Here is an 18,394-nt window from a genome sequence, read left to right as displayed (position 1 = left end):
ATTCCCCGTCGCACGGCACCCCGGTCCCCGGCAGTGAGCCACAGACAGCGCACATCGCACCCCTGGCCACTGCCGGCCCGGTCGGGCCGTGACGGCTCTCCCATCCCTCCCGGAGGCAGGCATGAGCGGTCGTCGGAGTCTCGTCTGGCTCGGGCTCACTCCCGAACCGGAGCGGGAGCTGCCCCCCACCGTCGCCGCCCTGCGCACCGGTGCGCGGGGTCCGGCCGCGACGCCACCGCAGCTGGCGGCCGCCGAGCGCCGCCGTGTGGAGACCTTGATCCTGCACGGCAGCCGACGCGGCTGGCTGCGCTATCTCGCGGAGGTCACCGGTCTGGTGACCGCCGTCGCCGACGGCTCCCGCCCGGGCGACCCCCGGGCCGCCCTGCTCGCGGGAGAGGTGGTGCTCGACCACCACCGCATGCTCATCGGCCTTCCGGGACCCGGATACGGCCGGACCGCGGCGGACCGCACAGACCTCGAAAACGCGGTGCGCACCCTGCGTACCCAGCTAGCGGAAGGAGGCCGGGGATGACCGGGATCCAGTCCCACATACCGGCCCGGACGGGCTCCCTCCTCGGAGCGGCACCGGCCGTGGCGGAGAGCGCCGAGGCGTACGCCGCGACGGGCGGCTACCGGGACGCCGTAGGCCCGGACGTGCTGCTGGCCCATATCGCGGCGGCCGGGCTGCGCGGCCGCGGCGGCGCCGGATTCCCCGTCGCCGTGAAGCTGCGGACCGTCCGTGACGCCGGCGGTGCTCCTGTGGTGGTGGCGAACGGGGAAGAGGGCGAGCCCGGCTCGGTCAAGGACCGCTGGCTGCTGCGGGCCCGGCCCCATCTCGTCCTGGACGGCCTCGCCCGCGCCGCCGCGATCACCGGAGCCGTACGGGGCTTCATCTACCTCTCCGACCCCTACGCCGGCGCACGCGTCCGCCATGCCCTCGCCGAGCGCCCGCCGCGGCTGCCGGTCGAGGTGATCGAGACCGGACACACCTACGTCGCCGGCGAGGAGACCGCGGTCGTACGGAGGATCAACGGCGGTCCGGCCATGCCCACCGCCAAGCCGCCCCGGCCGTTCGAGCGGGGAGTCGGGGACGAGCCGACGCTCGTCTCCAACGTCGAGACGCTGGCCCGTATCGCCCTCATCGCCGGCCGGCCGGAGCTGCGCCGCCGGATCGCCCGCGCCACGCTGCTGACCCTGTCCGGCCGCCACGGAACTCCGCTGCTCACCGAAGTTCCGTACGGCTCCACGCTGGCGGCGCTGGCCGCGGCCCAGGGCACTCCCGACGCCACCGGGGCGCTCATGGGCGGGCTCTTCGGCGGGCTGATCGGCGCCGGCTCACTCGGCCTCCCGCTCGATCCCGGCGCGCTCACCGCCGCCGGCACGGCGCTGGGCTGCGGGGCCATCCGCTTCCTCGCCCCGGGCGAGTGCCCGGTGGCGGTCGCCGCCGACGCCGTGGACCATCTCGCGGCCGAGAGCTCCCGGCAGTGCGGCGTCTGTGTGTCGGGCACGGCCGCGATCAGCGACACCCTGCACCGGCTGACCGCCGGCACGGCCGGGCCCGACTCCGTCGAACGGCTGCTCCGGTGGTCGTCCGGCCTGCCCGGGCGCGGTGCGTGCGGCCTGCTCGACGCCGCCGCGGGCACCGCCGGAAGCCTCCTGCTCGCCTTCCCCGAACCCGTCCGAGCCCACCTCGGCACCCCGTGTCCGGCCTGCGACGCAAGCCCTCCCAGCGGTGGTCACCGGCTCTCCGTGCCCGTACCGGACGTCATGGACGCGACCCCGTCCGATGCCCCACTGCCCGGCTCCTCCCCCGTGCCCGCGCTGAAAGGAACACCGTGAAACTCCTTCTGGACTCCACACGCTGCGAGGGCTACGGCCTCTGCCAGGAGCACGCCCCCGGTCTCGTCGAGCTCGACGAATGGGGCTACGCGAGCGTCGTCGCCGTACCGGTGCCGCACGGCGGCGAGGACGCGGCCCGCGCCTGCGCCGAGGTCTGCCCCAACTCCGCCCTCCGGCTGGAGAAATGACATGGGACGTGATCTGACCGCTCTCTTCGACCCCAAGTCCGTCGCCGTGGTCGGCGCCAGCAACGACCCGGCGAAGTACGGCCACGCGGTGGCCGCACAGGCGCTGCGCGACCCCGAGCGGCGGCCCGTGCACCTGGTGAACCGCCGCGGCGGTACGGTCCTCGGCCGCGCCGCGGCCACCAGCCTCACGGAGATCGGCGAACCTGTCGACCTGGCGGTCATCTCCGTACCGGGCCCCGGTTTTGAGGCCGCCGTCGACGACGCCCTGGCCTGCGGAGCCCGGGCGATCGTCGGCATCACCGCCGGCTTCGCCGAAACGGGCCCGGCCGGACTGGCCCGGCAGCGGGCGGTCGCCGATCGCGTACGCGCCGCCGGAGCGGTCCTGGTCGGCCCCAACTGCCTCGGGATCGCGGACAACACGACCCAGCTGTACCTCGCCTCGGACAGCTTCGCGCCCGGCGACATCGCACTGCTGAGCCAGAGCGGCAACCTCGCGCTCGAGCTCCAGCTCCGCTGCGCGCCGCACGGCCTCGGCTTCTCCCGCTTCGTCTCCCTCGGCAACCAGGCCGATGTCACTCTCGTCGACCTCGTCGAGGACTGTGCGCGGCACGAGGCCACCCGGGCCATCGCCGTGTACGCCGAGGACTTCGGGGACGGCCGTGCCTTCGCCCGGGCGGCCGCCGCGGCAGGCAAGCCGGTCGTACTGCTCACAGCCGGGCGCGGCACCGCCTCGGCCCGCAGCGCCCAGTCGCACACAGGCGCCCTCACCACGTCGTCCGACGTCGTGGCCGCGGCGTGCCGTGACGCGGGGGTGGAACTCGTCGCCACGCCGCGCGAGATGACCGTCGTCCTCGCCGCGCTCAACGCCGGCCTGCGCACGAGCGGACGGCGTACCACGGTCTTCACGGACGGCGGTGGACATGGCGCGATCGCCGCCGACGCCGCCGAGGCCGCCGGTCTTGAGGTGCCCGAACTCGGCGCAACGGCCCAGGAAAGGTTGAGAACCGTGCTGTGGGAGCAGTCCGCGGTCGGCAATCCGGTGGACCTGGCCGGGATGGGCGAGCAGAACCCCGGGTCGTACGCCGACACGGTCGGTGGGCTGCTCGCCGCCGACGAGGTCGACGCCGTTCTGATGACGGGCTACTTCGGCGGTTACGCGGCTTCCGACGGCGGCCTCGGCGGCGGTGGATCCGCGCTCGCCGAGGGCGAGTTGCGGGCCGCCCGGGCGATCGTCAGGCACCGGAGGGCAACGCCCAAGCCGCTTGTCGTGCAGTCGATGTATCCACGGTCGACGAGCTGCCAGGTGCTGGCCGACGCAGGGATACCGGTGTTCTCCTGTACCGAGGACGCCGCCCGCGCGCTTGCGGCGATGACGGTCGGCAAGGCGGGCGGTCCGCCCGGTGTCGCCTCGCTGCCACCGGCGGCGGCCCCTCTGCGGGACGCCGGGTACCACGGGGTCCGGGGCCTCCTCAGTGCGGCGGGTGTGCCCTTCCCGCCGGCGCGCGAGATCACCGATGAGGCCGGACTGCTCGCCGCGGCAGAGGAGTTCGCCGGTCCGTACGTCCTCAAAGCCCTGCACGTACTGCACAAGTCCGACGCGGGCGGCGTGGCGCTGCGGCTCGCGGACCGGCACGCGCTCACCGCCGCCTACCGGGACATGCGCGCCCGGCTCGGCGCGCCTTCCTACTCGGTCGAGGCGATGGCCGACCTCACGGACGGCATAGAGCTGATCGTGGGGGTGAACCGCGATCCGCAGTTCGGTCCGGTCGCCATGGTGGGTCTCGGCGGCGTCCTCACCGAGACGCTGCACGATGTCGCCTTCTCTCTGGCGCCCGTCCCGGCCCACCGGGCCGGACATCTGCTGCGCAGTCTGCGTACCGCCGCGCTGCTGGCGGGCGTCCGCGGCCGGCCGGCCGTCGATGTGGCGGCCGCGGCGGCCGTCATCGAGCGCATCACCGCCGTCGCCGCTGCCCACCCGGAGATCGCCGAGCTCGAGGTCAACCCGCTGCTGGTCCGCCCGGACGGCGTACTGGCCCTGGACGCCCGGGCCGTACTCGCCTGACGCCCCACTCCCCCTCACCACCGTTCTCGGAGGACACCATGGACTTCCGCTACACACCCGAGCAGGCCGACCTCAAGGCGCGGGCCGCCGCGTATGCGCGGCTTCTGATGCAGTACGAGAACCAGTCGGAGGAGGCGGGCGGTCCGCTGCCCGCCGACACGGTCCGCGAGCTGACCCGCGCCGCGATCGACGCCGGCGTGTACGCGATCAATATGCCCGCCGAGTGGGGCGGGGCCGGGCTGTCCCTGCTCGACCAGGTCATCGTCGAGGAGGAGTTCGGGAAGGTCACCAACTGCCTCTGGGACATCCCGTGGCGGCCTGCCAACGTGCTGGCGTACGGCACGGAGGCGCAGCGGGAGAAATACCTGCTCCCCGTCGTCCGGGGCGAGCGGTTCGACGCTTTCGCGGTGACCGAACCGGGAGCGGGCTCGGACCCCGGCTCGGGCACCAGCACCGCCGATCGCACCATCGGCGGCTGGCTGCTGAACGGCGAGAAGTGGTTCGTGACCTGCGGGGACATCGCCGACTTCCTGCTGGTGCAGGCCGATGCGGGCCCGGAGCGCGCGCCGACGCTGTTCTTCGTGGACAAGCATGCGCCCGGCGTCGAGATGACCCGCGTGCCGCGGTTCATGCACTCCGCGGTGAACGGGCACCCCGAGTTCACCTTCACCGATGTCTTCGTCCCCGACGAGGACGTGCTCGGGGGCGTCGGCAATGGCTATGAGCTGACGAAGGAGTGGTTCACGGACGAGCGGCTGATGATCGCCGCGCGGACGACGGGTGCGGCCGAGCGGGCGCTGGAGCTCGCCCGCGACTGGGCCGTCGAGCGCCGCCAGTTCGGCTCCCCCATCGCCGACTTCCAGCTCATCCAGGGCATGCTCGCCGACTGCGCCGTCGACATCGCAGTCAACCGCGCCTACACCCACCAGGTCGCCTGGGAAGCCGATCAGCCGCACACCGACCGCAAGACCCTGCATGCCAAGGCATCGACGGCGAAGCTCGCCGCGAGTGAGGCGGCCGGACGGGTCATCGACCGGTGCGTCCAGATCTTCGGAGGACGCGGCTACGACCGCTCGTACCCCGTCGAGCGCATGTACCGCGAGCTGCGTGTCGACCGCATCTGGGAAGGCACCTCCGAGATCCAACGCCTGATCGTGGCCAACGAGCTCATCAAACGCGGCACCAGGGCACTTGCCCTGCCCGCCTCCTGACGCCCCGCCCCGCCCCGCCCCCGCCGGCACACGTTCGTACCCGACAACTCTGAGGAATGACATGGACTTCCGCCTCACCGCCCGTCAGGAGGAGCTCAAGAGCTCCGCGCGCGGGCTCACCGACTTCATCATGAAGTACGAGCTGGACTGCGAGGAGAACAACGGCCTGCCCCCGCAGGCCCATGCCGAGATCCGCGACGCCGTGCTCGGCAGCGGGCTGCAGGCCGTCAACATGCCGACCGAGTGGGGAGGTGCCGGCCTCTCGATCCTGGAGCAGGCCACCGTCCAGGAGGAGCTCGGCCGGCTCACCGGTGCCCTGTGGGACACGGTGTGGCGGCCGGCGAACGCCCTGCGCTTCTGCACGCCCGAGCAGCGTGAGCGGTACCTCGTCCCTGTCATCCGGGGAAGGCGCCGTGACTGCTACGCGGTGACCGAGCCCGAGGCCGGGTCGGATCCGCAGAATCTGAAGACCACCGCGACGCGGAGCGGCAGCGGCTGGGTGCTGAACGGCGAGAAGTGGTTCGTCACCGTCGGCGACCACGCGGACTTCATGATTGTGCTGGCCGCTGCCGGAGAGGAGCGGGCCCCGACCCTGTTCCTCGTCGACAAGGAAACGCCCGGCATCGAGATGACCCGCGTGCCGCGCTTCATGCACACCTTCGTCTACGAGCACCCCGAGTTCACGTTCACGAATGTCCATGTCCCCGAGGACGCGGTCCTCGGCGGCATCGGGAACGGGTACGACATCACGCGGTCCTGGTTCACCGAGGAACGGCTGATGATCGCCGCGCGGACGACGGGTGCGGCCGAGCGGGCGCTGGAGCTCGCCCGCGACTGGGCCGTCGAGCGCCGCCAGTTCGGCTCCCCCATCGCCGACTTCCAGCTCATCCAGGGCATGCTCGCCGACTGCGCCGTCGACATCGCAGTCAACCGCGCCTACACCCACCAGGTCGCCTGGGAGGTGGACGAAGGGCGGGCCGACCGCAAGACCCTGCACGCCAAGGCGGCGATCGCCAAACTGTCGGCGAGCGAGGCGGCCGGCCGCGCCATCGACCGGTGCGTCCAGATCTTCGGCGGACGCGGCTACGACCGCTCCTACCCCGTCGAACGCCTCTACCGCGAACTGCGCGTCGACCGCATCTGGGAAGGCACCTCCGAGATCCAACGCCTGATCATCGCGGGTGAACTGGTCAAGCGGGGCACGGGCGTTCTGCAGATGCCGTCCGCCGGCTGAACGCGGGCCGGCCGCCGGGCCCGGTCCACGCGACCGGGCCCGGGCGGCGGCCCGGTGACCCGCAGCTCATGGCCCGTAAGACCGTCAGGGAGAACCGAGGAGAAGCAATGGCCGGTATCGAGCGGATCGGGATCGTTGGCTGCGGCCTCATGGGATCCGGTATCGCCGAAGTGTGCGCGCGGGCGGGACGAGACGTGATCGTGGTCGAGGCGAGCCGCGCGGCGGCGGACGCCGGGCACAGACGCATCACCGCCTCATTCGACCGGGCCACCGCCGCCGGAAAGCTGTCCGCCGAGGACCGGGATGCCGCGCTGGCCCGGATCGCGACGACCACGGACATGGACGTGATGGCCGACCGGGATCTGGTCGTGGAGGCCGTCGCCGAGGACGAAGCGGCGAAGGTGGAGGTCTTCGCCCGGCTGGACGCGACCGTGAGACGCCAGGACGCGATTCTGGCGTCCAACACCTCCTCCATACCGGTCATCCGACTGGCCGCGGCCACGGCGCGCCCGGAACACGTGGTGGGCCTGCACTTCTTCAATCCCGTCCCGGTCCTCCCCCTGGTCGAGCTGGTGCCGTCGCTGCTGACCGGCGAGAGCACCGCACAGCGCGCGGAGGCGTTCGCCTCCGATGTGCTGGGCAAGCAGGTCGTCCGCGCCCGGGACCGTGCCGGGTTCATCGTCAACGCCCTGCTGGTTCCGTACCTGCTGGCCGCCGTGCGGATGGTCGAGTCCGGTACGGCGTCGGTCGAGGACATCGACCGGGGCATGACCCTGGGCTGCGCCCACCCGCTCGGTCCGCTCGCCCTGACCGATCTCATCGGACTGGACACCACGCAGGCCATCGCGGAGTCGATGTACGAGGAGTTCCGGGAGCCGCTCTACGCACCGCCGCCGCTGCTGGCCCGGATGGTCGACGCGGGCCTGCTCGGCCGTAAGTCGGGCCGGGGCTTCCACACGTACCGATGAATCGGCGCAGTGTGGCGCACGTTTCGCGGCGCCTGTGGCCAGGGGCCCGGGGTCCGGCGCCGGGCGGGATACGGGAAGATGGAGTGGCGCGGGGCGGGCAGGCGGCCCCGCCGACCATATATGGGCGGCGATACGGAACAGGAGCAGCAACGTGGCCAAGGCCGGACGCACGCTCGAAACACGTGAGCGGATTCTCTCCGCCGCGTGCGAAGTGATTGCCGAGGTCGGCTTCGAGAAGATCCGTATGCGCATGGTCGCCGAGCACGCCGGCGTGTCGACGGCTCTGCTGCACTACCACTTCGAGACCCGCGAGAAGCTCTTCGCGGAGGCGATGACGCACTCCTTCGCCCAGACCGGCACCGAACTCGAACGCGACGCCGACTCGGTCCCGGCCTCGGTCACGCTGGCACGCATCGTTCACAGCATGCTGCCCACGGACCCGGAACTCCGCCAGGACTGGAAGCTCTGGCAGGAGCTCTGGGTACGGGCGCTGCGCGACAAATCCGCACACCATCTCGCCGTGGATCTGTACGACCAGCTCCACACCTGGGTCGCCGAGGCACTGCGGCGGGGAATCCGCACCGGCGAATTCGCCGACTGCGACATCGACGCGACCAGCACGCTGGTTCTCGCTCTGTGCGACGGCTTCGGTATCCGGCTGATGCTGGACGACCCGCGGGTCACGCTCGACACCGCGCAGGCAGCGATCTGGCAGGCCATTGCCGGAACTCTCGGCATTCCGTCCATGTTCCCGGACATCTGAGAACCGCGCGGTACGGACCGGCTGCCGCCGCTGCCCAGAGGAGTGTCCTACCCTCGGCCAGATGTTGATCGAGCATCGCGGAAAGAGTCCTGTCGTTCCCGATACTGCGTACGTCGCCCCCTCAGCAGTCCTGTGCGGTGCGGTCGTCCTGGGCGAAGGGGCACGCATCATGCACGGTGCCGTACTCACTGCCGAGGACGGCGAAGTGCGCACGGGCACGAACGTGGTGGTGCTGGAGAACGCTCTGGTCCGTGGCCGGGCGAAACATCCCGCCATCCTCGGCGATGCGGTGCTGATCGGCCCGCACGCCCATATCAACGGAGCGACTGTCGAGGACGAGGTCTTCGTGGCGACGGGTGCCGCGGCGTTCCCGGGCGCCGTGGCAGGCACACGCTCCGAACTTCGGCTCAACAGCGTGCTTCACGTCAACTCGCGGCTGGCGCCCGACACCGTCCTCCCGATCGGCTGGATCGCCGCCGGAGACCCGGCGCGCTTGTTCTCCCCCGACCAGCACGACGAGTTGTGGGAGGTGCAGCGCGGCCTTGACTTCCCCGGAACCGTCTATGGCGTCGCACGCGGCACTTCGATGCGCACGCTCATGGCCCGCCAGGCCGACTTCTACGGTGCCCACAGAGACGACCGCACACTCTGACCGGCGCGGCGATCAGCCGTCTCGTGCGGCTGACGTACGGGCCTGGCCACGCCCGGATGGGATTGAGGGCCGCCCTCCTGCCCGTCTCAGGGGCACACTGAAGACGTTGCCGTCCTTCCTTCCCGGAACGCCGAGGAGCAAGCACCGTGCCTGTGCCGATCATCATCGACTGCGACCCCGGGCACGACGACGCCGTCGCCATCATGCTCGCGGCTGGAGACGCCGCGATCGACCTGCTCGCGATCACCACGGTCGCCGGCAATCAGACGGTCGAGAAGACCACCTTGAACGCGCGCCGGGTCTGCACCGTCGCCGGGATCACCGGTGTTCCTATCGCGGCCGGATGCGCACAGCCGCTCGTCCAGCCGCTGCTCGTGGCGGACGACGTGCATGGGGCCTCGGGCCTCGACGGGCCGCAGTTCACGGAACCCACCGTGGACGTGGTCCCGGAGCACGCGGTGGACCTCATCCACCGGATCCTGACCGAACATCCGGAACCCGTCACCCTCGTCCCGACGGCGCCGCTGACCAACATCGCCCTGCTGCTGACCCGGTACCCGGACAGTGCCGCGCACATCCGCGAGATCGTGCTCATGGGCGGCTCCACCGAACGCGGCAACAGGACCCCGGCGGCCGAATTCAACATCCACGTCGACCCCGAAGCCGCGGACATCGTCTTCCGCAGCGGGGTGCCGCTCACGATGTGCGGGCTCAACGTCACCCACCAGGCGCTCGCCACGCCCGAGGTGCTGGCCCGCCTTGAAGGGCTCGGCACCGAACTCGGCCGTACGTGCGCCCAGTTGATGACCTTCTTCGCATCCAGATACCGGCGGCTGTGGGGCTTCGAAGCCCCGCCGCTGCACGACCCCGTCGCGGTGGCCCGGGTCATCGACCCGGCGATCGTACGCTGCGTCGACGCGAGCGTGGCGGTCGAACTGCGCGGCCAGTACACGCGAGGGGCGACCGTGGTGGACCTGCACCAGTATCTGGACCGGCCCGTGAACGCGCGAGTCGCGGTGGCCTTGGAACAGGAACTGTTCTGGGACCGGGTGATCGCCGCTGTGGAAACGCTCGGGAAGCGGCGCGCTCAAGCCGCCGGACCCATCCGCGGGTAGCAGGTGACCCAGCGGTGGCGTACCTCCCAGGTGCCGCCCTCGGCGGTCGCGCCACGCAGCCCGTGCAGGGTGTCCGGTCCGGCGAGGGCCGCAAGACGGGAGTCCGCAAGGGACGCGAAGGCGACGGTGCGGGCCGGGTCCCAGTCGGTGCTGTGGCTCAGGCGGCGGCTCAGCTGGACGAAGCCGGCCGGAGCCGCCGCCACGACCCACGCGTCCGGCGGCCCGGCGGTCAGCCGTCTGCCCGGGCGCAGCCAGGACGCGGCCGTCTCGGGCCAGTCCACCACCGCGAGGACCATTCCGCCGCGTGCCTGCCATGCGGTGGTGAAGGCTTCGGCAGCGGCGCGAGAGGCGGCATCGCGGCTGTGGCCGACGGCGACTGTCCCGATCCGCGACTTCTGCTGCGTCAACAGGCCGATGACGGACGCGAGTTCGGCCCCGGTGTGCGGGGCGGGGTGCGGCAGGTCGCCGTATGCGGCCAGGTTCTCGACACTGATCAAGGAGGAGCGGGTCTGCTCCCGCTCCGTGCGAACGCTCATGACGTCGTGCTCTCTCGATTCGCTTTCCAGCGCGTGTACTGATGGGGCAGGCACACGGCACACGGACGGTATCCGGCCCCGACGGCGGTGTTCTCGTCGGCGAAGAAGACACGGTGCCGGGTGTAGCCGCCGCGGGCGATGGCCCGCAGCGCGGAGGGGCAGTCCAGCCGCCCGTACAGCCGGCTCCGCCGGTGCCCGCCCAGCGTGCCGGGTGTGGTGCTGCGGCAGGCGTGGCCATCGGCACCGAACAGGGTGTACGTGCGCATCACGCCGCGTCGTGGAAGACCAGCCCGAGCGCGTGACGGCGGCCGGAGCGGACGGTGCTGACGCCGTGCCGCATGGCGCCGGCGGACCAGCCGCGCTTCGAGCGGACCGGCCGGTCGCGCGTGGTGAAGATCAGGCCGTGGCCCTGCTGGAGGACGGTTGCCGTGCCTCGGGACTGGGCGCGGGGCCGCTGTTCGACGAGCAGGAACTCGCCGCCGGTGTAGTCGCTGCCCTGCTCGTCGAGGCCGATGACGACCTGGAGCGGGAAGAGCATGTCGCCGAACACGTCGCGGTGCAGTGCGTTCCAGTCGCCTTCCTCGTAGCGAAGGAGGATCTGAGCGGAGCGATCCTGTCCGGCCTCGTGGCACATCGCCAGCCACTCCTGCAGAGTGCCCGGCCACGGCGCCGGGCGGCCGAGCCGTTCGGCCCAGTCGCGGGCGATGGACAGCAGGTGCGGATAGAACGCGGCGCGCAGTTCGGCGACCGGCTCGGGCAGATCGTGCGTGAAGTAGCGGTACTGGCCGGAGCCGAAGCGGTGGCGGGCCATGTCGACGGTGGTGCGGAACAGGTGCTCCTGCTCGTACAGTCCGGCGATGCCGGCGCACTCGGCGGAGGTCAGCAGCTGCGGGGTGAGCGCGCAGCCGTAGGTGTCCAGCTCATCGGCCAGGGCCGTCCAGTCAGCCTCGTCCACGTGCTGGTGAGCCCGTGCGGAGGCGATTTCGGTGATCATGCGATGTCTCCGGGAAGGGTGGGGGCGGGCCTCGATGTGTGGTTCGAGGCCCGCGCTCAGGCGGCCTGCAGGACGCCTTCGTGAGTGAGGAGCTGCTGCTTGCGCTCGAGGCCGCCGGCGTAGCCGGTGGGTGAGCCGTCGGCGCCGATCACGCGGTGGCAGGGGCGTACGACGAGCAGCGGGTTGGCGCCGATCGCGGTGCCGACGGCGCGGACCGCGGCCCGGGGCGCGCCGATCTGCGTGGCGATATCGCCGTAGCTGAGGGTCTTGCCGTACGGGATGGTCTCCAGCGCGTTCCAGACCTGTCGCTGGAAGTCCGAGCCGGTGACGAGGAGTTCGATGTCGAAGCGGGTGCGCTTGCCGCCGAAGTACGACTTCAGCTGGGCGGCGATCTCGGTGAACGCCTCCGCGTCCTCGCTCAAGCCGTCCTGGACTGTTGCGCCGCCCTTCTGGCCGGGGAGGGAGAGTGGGGCGAGCGCGGTCCCGCCGCTGGCGGTGGCGGACCTCTCGCCCACCAGCAGCAGTTCGCCGAGCGGGCAGTCGATCGTCGTATAGAGGGTCATCGTTCTGATCCTTTCTGGGTGGTTCAGCGGTGTTCCGCCATCAACTCTGCGGCGTGTCACGGGCTGTGGCTGGCGGAATTCGGACGTCGCGTTCGCGGCGCTGCCAGCGGGGCCACCGCGGCGGAGAGCAGGAACACACAGCGATGACCTTCGCGATGATGCCGCCCAGCCGCCCACCCGGTTTGCGCCATCCGGGGCAACAAGTGGGGCGCCTCATTGACATGCCCCACTCAGATCTCTTAGCGTCGAAAATCAGTTAGTAAAGCTTCCTAACTTGACTGTGCCGAAGCTGCCGAAGCCAGCTGCTCCGAACAGACCCCTGGGAGACCACCGTGGCCCACCGCCCCGCCCTGTACCGGCGCCTGGCCGCTACGGCCGTCGTCCTCGGCCTGCTCCTCACACTCCACCGGAGCGCGACGTCCACCACCCCCGCCGGACACTCCGCCCGCGGACCGGCGGTGACCCACGTCGCCACCGCGCCCGGCAGCAGGACCGCGCTGTCCGGCTACCGGATCCAGTCGACGGCCAAGGTCTCCGACCCCCCGGCCGTTGTCTCCAGCCCCGGGTATCCGGCCACCGGCTGGCAACCGGCCGGACCACGGTCCACCGTGCTCGGTGCCCTGCTCGCGAACGGCACGTACGCCGATCCGTTCTACTCCACCAACCTCCAGAAGATCCCGGCGGCCGACTTCGACGTCCCCTGGTGGTACCGCTCGGACTTCACGGTCGCCGACACCGCTGGGCCCCTCCCGCCCGGCGGCGGGCAAGAAGGGCGCACCTACCTCGACTTCAGCGGAGTGATCTCCGCCGCCGATGTCTACGTCAACGGCAGCCAGATCGCGACCGGGAGCGCGGTGGCCGGTGCGTACACCCACCATGAACTCGATATCACCGCCCTGGTGAAGGCCGGCACCAACACGGTCGCGTTCCGGGTCCAGCCCAACGACCCCGACAAGAACCTCACCATGGGCTGGATCGACTGGCTCCAGCCTCCGCCGGACGAGAACATGGGCATCGTGCGCGATGTTCTGGTGCGCCGCGGCGGCCCGGTGGCGCTGCGCGACACGCACGCTGTCACCAAGCTCGCGGTGCCCTCGCTCTCCTCCGCCGAGGTGACCGTCAAGGCGCAGGCCCGCAACGACTCGTCGCATCCGGTCACCGCCACCGTGTCCGGCACGCTCGGCACCAGTACCTTCAGCCAGGAAGTCACCCTGGCCGCGCACCAGACGAAGTCGGTCGTCTTCGCCCCCGCCGCCTACCCGCAACTGCGCCTGCAGGCACCGCGCGTATGGTGGCCCGCCTCGATGGGCGAGCAGCCGCTGTACGACCTCGACATGACCGCCACGGTCACCGGAACCGTGTCCGACACCGCTCACGAGACCTTCGGCATCCGGGATGTGAAGGCACCGCTGAACAGTGACGGCGCCCGCCAGTACAGCATCAACGGCCGCCCGTTGCTCATCAAGGGCGGCGGCTGGTCCCCCGACGAATTCCTGCGCTGGGACCGTACGTACGTGGCGGACCGGCTCAAGTACGCGCTCGATCTGGGACTCAACACCATCCGGCTGGAGGGACACATCGAGCCGGACGAGTTCTTCGACCTCGCCGACCGCCACGGCTTGCTGACCCTGCCGGGCTGGGAATGCTGCGACAAGTGGGAGGGCAACAACAACGGCGGTGAGCCCGGTGACAGGTGGACCGACGCCGACTATCCGGTCGCGAAGGCATCGATGGCCGCCGAGGCTGCACGGCTGCGCAACCATCCCAGCGTCATCTCCTTCCTGATCGGAAGTGACTTCGCCCCTGACGCGAAGACCGAGAAGAACTACATCGACGCCCTCAAGGAGACCGACTGGTCCACTCCAGTGGTCGCCGCGGCCTCGGCCAAGTCCTCACCGATCTCAGGCAGTTCGGGCATGAAGATGACCGGCCCCTACGACTGGGTCCCGCCCAACTACTGGTATGCCAAGCGCGAGGGCGGAGCCACCGGCTTCAACTCCGAGACCAGCGCCGGCCCCGACATCCCCACACTCGACTCCTTGCGCCGCATGATGTCCCCCGCCGAACTGGACACGCTGTGGCGCAACCCCTCCGCCAAGCAGTACCACCGCTCCCCCTCGAGCACGTTCAGCACTCTCAAGCTCTACAACAACGCCCTGAGCGGCCGCTACGGCGCACCTACAAGCCTCGATGACTACGTACGCAAGGCGCAGCTCGCCCAGTACGAGAACGTGCGCGCGCAGTTCGAGTCGTACGGGCGGAATGCCACCGACTCCTCCAAGCCCTCTACCGGCGTCGTGTACTGGATGTTCAACAGCGGCTGGACCTCACTGCACTGGCAGCTGCTGGACCGCTACCTGGACCAGGGCGGCGCCTACTTCGGCGCCAAGAAGGCCAATGAGCCGCTGCATGTCCAGTACTCCTACGACAGCCGGTCGGTGGTCCTCGTGAACAACCGGCGCGCTTCCGCCTCGGGCCTCACCGCGCGCGTGACGCTGTTCAACACCGACGGCACCGAGAAGTACGACAGGACCGCATCCGGGCTGACAGTGGCCGGCGACGGTGCGAAGACCACCGCGCTGACCCTGCCCTCGTCGGTCGCCGGACTGTCCACCACGTATCTGGCCAAGCTCGTACTCACCGACAGTACGGGCAAGGAGTTGAGCCGTAACGTGTACTGGCTGTCCACCAAGGCCGACGTCCTCGACTGGGACAACACCGACTGGTACTACACACCCACCACCGCGTACTCCGACCTCAAGGGGCTGGGCTCCATGGCGAAGGCGGCCCTGTCCACGACGGCGAAGACTACGACGGGTGCCGACGGGACGTCCACGACCACGGTCACAGTGCGCAACTCGGGCACGGGCAAGACCCCGGCACTGCTCACGGACGTCCATCTTGTGAACGGCGACGGCGTGCCCGTGCTGCCCGTCCAGTGGTCCGACAACCAGGTCAGTCTCTGGCCCGGCGAATCGACGACTCTCACCGCCGCCTACCGCACCGCCGACCTGCACGGTTCCGCACCCCGCCTGCGGATCTCCGGCTGGAACACCCCGACGACGACGGTGTCCGCACGCTGATCAACACCCCTGGCCCGCCTGCTGCCGGTCCATGTGCCGCGCTTGCGCTCTCACTCTTGACGGGGTTGTGTGCCGCCGAGGGGACAGTCGGTGAGCAGCGTGCTCGGACCGGCCGCCGACGGGCGGGCCACAGTGTGGCTGGGCGCAGGCTGCCTGCCCTGTCCGGTCCAGGCCTCCAAGGCGGTGAACGCTGAGCGGTGGCAGGGCGTCAACGGCCGCAGCCGGTCCGGAAAGACGTCGTAGAGCGAGTCGACGTGCGTGCCGCCTTCGACGCGGTAGTAGCGGAACAGCCCGCCGTGGCCGGTTTCGCGCACCATGCGGGCGTACACATCCGAGTCCCGGCCGATGGGCAGCAGCACATCGAGCGTGCCCTGCAGACTGATCAGCGGCTTCCCGATCCGGCCGGTCAGCCCGATCGTCGCCACGGCACGGCGCACCTCCGGGGGACGCGAGGTGTACGCGTAGTCCGCGTCGCACGCGGGCGTGCCGGGCGCGCAGTACGGAGTGCCCGCCTCGGTCTGCCCGTCGTAGCCGGGGTCCAGCTCCTCCCGGTAGATCCGCTGGGTCAGATCCCAGTAGTACTGATGGTGGAAGGGCCACAGAAACTCCGAGCCTTCCGGATATCCGGCGGCGAGCATCGCCCGGTGGGCCCCGTCGGCGCCGGGGCCAGCGGCTGCGTACACCGGGTAGTGGCGCAGGGCGGGTGGCAGGAAGGTCAGCAGATTCGGTCCGCTCGACCGCCAGAGCGTCCCCTCCCAGTCGACGCCGCCGTCGTACAGCTCGGGGTGGTTCTCCAGCTGCCAGCGCACCAGATAGCCGCCGTTGGACATGCCGGTGGCAACCGTGCGGGAGGGCGGGCGGTGGTAGCGCCGGGCGACGACCGCGCGGGCGGCCCTGGTCAACTGCGTGACGCGGTCGTTCCACTCGACGATCGCCTCGCCAGGCGCGGCGCCGTCGCGGTAGAAGGCCGCGCCGGTGTTGCCCTTGTCGGTGGCGGCGAAGGCGTATCCGCGGGACAGGACCCAGTCGCCGATGGCCCGGTCGTTCGCGTACTGCTCCAGTCCCCCGTTCCAGCGGTCGGGCAGCCGGATGACGAACTGCGAGTCATGGCTCCAGCCGTGGTTGGTATTGGTGGCGGAGGTGTCGGGGAAGTAGCCGTCGATCTGGATACCGGGCACACCCCTGGGCGTGGCAAGACCTGCGGGTGTCAGCCCGGCCCAGTCGGCCGGGTCGGTATGACCGGATGCGACCGTCCCCGCCGTCGTCAACTCCCCAAGGCAGGCTGCCTCTTGGCGCTCGGCGCCCGGCACCTGCAGCCGGGTGATCCGGTTGCAGTGGCCGGTCGCCGGCGTCTCGGGCGGTTGCTGTGCGACGGCCGGGACGGCGGTGAGCGCGAGCAGCAGCGCGGTCGTGTACGGAAGAGCGAAGGGCACGAGGAAACCTCCTGGGGCGTAGCGACCATCGGTCAGGGGCAGTTGCCGACGGCGACGACGACGAAGTAGCCGACGGGTGCTTCCTTGAGCGTGTGGGTGACGAAGGTGTTGTAGATGCCCATGTTCTGCTGGGAGCCCTTGGCGTAGGCATAGCTGCCGTCGGTGGTGGCCCGGCCTGCCTGCACCTGGTGGTAGTTGTCGGCGGTCCAGCAGGCCGCCGCGCCGCCGGCGGTCGTGGCCGTGACCTGGCCGGAGCGTGCGCCTTCGGCCCCGGCCGCGTCGCGGGCGGCCACGCTGTAGTCGTGCCTTGTACCCGCGCTGAGACCCGTGTCGGTGAACGGGGTGCCCGACGGAGTGGCGATACGTGTCCCATCCCGGTACACCGCGTAACCCGCCGCGCCCTCAACTGCCGTCCAGCTCAAGGTGATCGAGGTCTGGGTCGCACCCGTGACGGTGAGCCCGGCCGGGGCCGGCAGGCCGCCGGGATCAGGCGCGGAGCCGTCGAGGCCGAAGAATTCGGTAATCCAGTAGCCGGAGCAGATCGAGTCGATGAAGTTCGCGGTGCCGGTCTGCCCGCACTGCTGGGGCCCGCTGCCCGGGTCCACCGGAGTGCCGTGGCCGATCGCGGGTACCCGGTCGACCTCGACGACGACCCTGCCGTCCGCCGCGAGATACTGCTCGCGGCGCGTCTGATTCGGCCCGATGGTGGAGGTACGGTCCGGGCTCTGGTCCACTCCGTGCACCGCGGTCCACTGGTCCCGCAGTTCATCGGCGTTCTTCGGCACGACCGTCGGGTCGTTGTCGCCGTGCCAGACCGCCACCCGCGGCCACGGCCCGGAGTACGCGGGATAGGCGTCGCGGACCCGCTGCGCCCACGCCGCAGGCGTACGGTCCACGCCGGGGTTCATACAGGTGAAGGCCCCCGTGTCCTTGGTGCAGTCGTACGGCAGTCCAGCGATCACCGCACCCGCCTCGAAGACGTCGGGGTAGGCGGCGAGCATGACGGAGGTCATGCCTCCTCCGGCCGAGAGACCGGTGACGTACGTACGCCCCGCATCGGCGCCGTAGGCACTCTCGGCATGCGCCACCATCTGCCGGATGGATGCGGCCTCGCCCTGCCCTCGCCGGTTGTCGGCGGCCTGGAACCAGTTGAAGCAGCCGCTGGAGTTGTTCGCGGACGTCGTCTCGGCGAGGACCAGCAGGAACCCGTGCCGGTCGGCGAACGTCGTGAGCCCGGAGTTGTCGGCGTAGACCTGTGCGCTCTGCGTGCAGCCGTGCAGGGCGACCACGACCGCCGGATGTGCGGGGAGGCCGGCGGGCCGGTACACGTACATGTTCAGACCGCCGGGATTGGCGCCGAAGCTGCTGACTCTCTCCAGGGGTACGGCCGCCTGCGCGGCGGGCGCAGGGGCGAGCCACAGGGTGGCGGCGAGCAGAGCGAGTACGGCGCCCACGCGACCGGCGGCACGGCGCATACCGGCAGGCTTGGGCGAGCTTGTGCGCAACAGCATCCGAGACCTCCCGCAGACATACCAAGGTGCCGGTCACAGTAGGAAGGGGCCGGTCGCCCGCGGAATGGTGACGCCGCCCATAGCGGCGGCGGCGAACGGCGGTGCGCGCACTGTTGCCCGTGCGGCGTCCGCCTGCTAAGAGCCCGAGCCCCGACCGAACGGGCGAGGTCGGGCGGCGGGAGGCACAGGCGACGTCGCTTTCCAGCAATCATCGCGCCCGCCGGCCGTCGGCCGTACGACGC

Annotated in this window: 17 protein-coding genes; 11 read left to right on the top strand and 6 right to left on the bottom strand. The window is 70.8% G+C overall.

Features of this window, described 5'->3' with window-relative positions; genetic code table 11:
• Positions 1-121 precede the first annotated feature (121 nt).
• From AB0D12_RS19560 to AB0D12_RS19515, 10 genes are all read left to right on the top strand, one after another.
• Positions 122-532 carry a hypothetical protein gene (locus AB0D12_RS19560; protein WP_362684022.1) on the top strand — a complete coding sequence of 137 codons (411 nt, stop codon included), beginning with the start codon at positions 122-124 and terminating at the stop codon, positions 530-532.
• Complete coding sequence (locus AB0D12_RS19555) at positions 529-1,839, top strand: NADH-ubiquinone oxidoreductase-F iron-sulfur binding region domain-containing protein (protein ID WP_362684019.1); 1,311 nt, start codon at positions 529-531, stop codon at positions 1,837-1,839. The genes AB0D12_RS19560 and AB0D12_RS19555 overlap by 4 nt, the downstream gene beginning before the upstream one ends.
• The gene (locus AB0D12_RS19550) at positions 1,836-2,027 is read left to right on the top strand and encodes a ferredoxin (RefSeq protein ID WP_362684016.1); all 192 of its coding nucleotides are present in this window, start codon (positions 1,836-1,838) and stop codon (positions 2,025-2,027) included. The genes AB0D12_RS19555 and AB0D12_RS19550 overlap by 4 nt, the downstream gene beginning before the upstream one ends.
• 1 nt (position 2,028) lies before the next feature.
• On the top strand, positions 2,029-4,089 hold the full coding sequence (locus tag AB0D12_RS19545) for an acetate--CoA ligase family protein (protein ID WP_362684013.1): 2,061 nt from the start codon (positions 2,029-2,031) through the stop codon (positions 4,087-4,089).
• 38 nt (positions 4,090-4,127) lie between these two features.
• Positions 4,128-5,300 carry an acyl-CoA dehydrogenase family protein gene (locus AB0D12_RS19540; RefSeq protein ID WP_362684010.1) on the top strand — a complete coding sequence of 391 codons (1,173 nt, stop codon included), beginning with the start codon at positions 4,128-4,130 and terminating at the stop codon, positions 5,298-5,300.
• A 61-nt stretch (positions 5,301-5,361) separates the two neighbouring features.
• Positions 5,362-6,534, top strand: a complete 1,173-nt coding sequence (locus AB0D12_RS19535; RefSeq protein ID WP_362684007.1) for an acyl-CoA dehydrogenase family protein — start codon at positions 5,362-5,364, stop codon at positions 6,532-6,534.
• A gap of 107 nt (positions 6,535-6,641) precedes the next feature.
• Positions 6,642-7,502: a 3-hydroxybutyryl-CoA dehydrogenase gene (locus AB0D12_RS19530; protein ID WP_362684004.1), complete on the top strand. Its 861-nt coding sequence runs from the start codon at positions 6,642-6,644 to the stop codon at positions 7,500-7,502.
• Between the two features lie 151 nt (positions 7,503-7,653).
• Complete coding sequence (locus AB0D12_RS19525) at positions 7,654-8,265, top strand: TetR/AcrR family transcriptional regulator (protein WP_362684001.1); 612 nt, start codon at positions 7,654-7,656, stop codon at positions 8,263-8,265.
• A gap of 61 nt (positions 8,266-8,326) precedes the next feature.
• Complete coding sequence (locus tag AB0D12_RS19520; RefSeq protein ID WP_362683998.1) at positions 8,327-8,917, top strand: gamma carbonic anhydrase family protein; 591 nt, start codon at positions 8,327-8,329, stop codon at positions 8,915-8,917.
• Between the two features lie 146 nt (positions 8,918-9,063).
• Positions 9,064-10,032 carry a nucleoside hydrolase gene (locus AB0D12_RS19515; RefSeq protein ID WP_362683996.1) on the top strand — a complete coding sequence of 323 codons (969 nt, stop codon included), beginning with the start codon at positions 9,064-9,066 and terminating at the stop codon, positions 10,030-10,032.
• Here the strand turns inward: AB0D12_RS19515 and AB0D12_RS19510 are convergent.
• From AB0D12_RS19510 to AB0D12_RS19495, 4 genes are read right to left on the bottom strand one after another with little or no spacing between them, the layout of a single operon-like run.
• On the bottom strand, positions 10,005-10,568 hold the full coding sequence (locus AB0D12_RS19510; RefSeq protein ID WP_362683993.1) for an ABC transporter substrate-binding protein: 564 nt from the start codon (positions 10,566-10,568) through the stop codon (positions 10,005-10,007). The genes AB0D12_RS19515 and AB0D12_RS19510 overlap by 28 nt on opposite strands.
• Positions 10,565-10,834 carry an Ada metal-binding domain-containing protein gene (locus AB0D12_RS19505; protein ID WP_362683990.1) on the bottom strand — a complete coding sequence of 90 codons (270 nt, stop codon included), beginning with the start codon at positions 10,832-10,834 and terminating at the stop codon, positions 10,565-10,567. The genes AB0D12_RS19510 and AB0D12_RS19505 overlap by 4 nt, the downstream gene beginning before the upstream one ends.
• A complete protein-coding gene (locus tag AB0D12_RS19500) occupies positions 10,834-11,562 on the bottom strand; it encodes a 2OG-Fe(II) oxygenase (protein ID WP_362683987.1) in 729 nt (242 codons plus the stop codon). The genes AB0D12_RS19505 and AB0D12_RS19500 overlap by 1 nt, the downstream gene beginning before the upstream one ends.
• A 56-nt stretch (positions 11,563-11,618) precedes the next feature.
• Positions 11,619-12,125, bottom strand: a complete 507-nt coding sequence (locus tag AB0D12_RS19495) for a methylated-DNA--[protein]-cysteine S-methyltransferase (protein WP_362683984.1) — start codon at positions 12,123-12,125, stop codon at positions 11,619-11,621.
• A 332-nt stretch (positions 12,126-12,457) separates the two neighbouring features.
• Between AB0D12_RS19495 and AB0D12_RS19490 the strand changes: the two genes are divergently transcribed.
• Positions 12,458-15,208 carry an exo-beta-D-glucosaminidase gene (locus AB0D12_RS19490; RefSeq protein ID WP_362683981.1) on the top strand — a complete coding sequence of 917 codons (2,751 nt, stop codon included), beginning with the start codon at positions 12,458-12,460 and terminating at the stop codon, positions 15,206-15,208.
• A gap of 50 nt (positions 15,209-15,258) precedes the next feature.
• Here the strand turns inward: AB0D12_RS19490 and AB0D12_RS19485 are convergent, their stop codons facing one another.
• Positions 15,259-16,641 carry a prolyl oligopeptidase family serine peptidase gene (locus AB0D12_RS19485; RefSeq protein WP_362683978.1) on the bottom strand — a complete coding sequence of 461 codons (1,383 nt, stop codon included), beginning with the start codon at positions 16,639-16,641 and terminating at the stop codon, positions 15,259-15,261.
• Positions 16,642-16,673: 32 nt separating this feature from the next.
• Positions 16,674-18,152: a PHB depolymerase family esterase gene (locus AB0D12_RS19480; RefSeq protein WP_362683975.1), complete on the bottom strand. Its 1,479-nt coding sequence runs from the start codon at positions 18,150-18,152 to the stop codon at positions 16,674-16,676.
• Between the last annotated feature and the right edge of the window lie 242 nt (positions 18,153-18,394).

Origin of the sequence: Streptomyces sp. NPDC048479 (assembly GCF_040651435.1) — a bacterium.
Lineage (GTDB): Bacteria > Actinomycetota > Actinomycetes > Streptomycetales > Streptomycetaceae > Streptomyces.
This window is presented reverse-complemented; position numbering and strand designations above follow the sequence as displayed.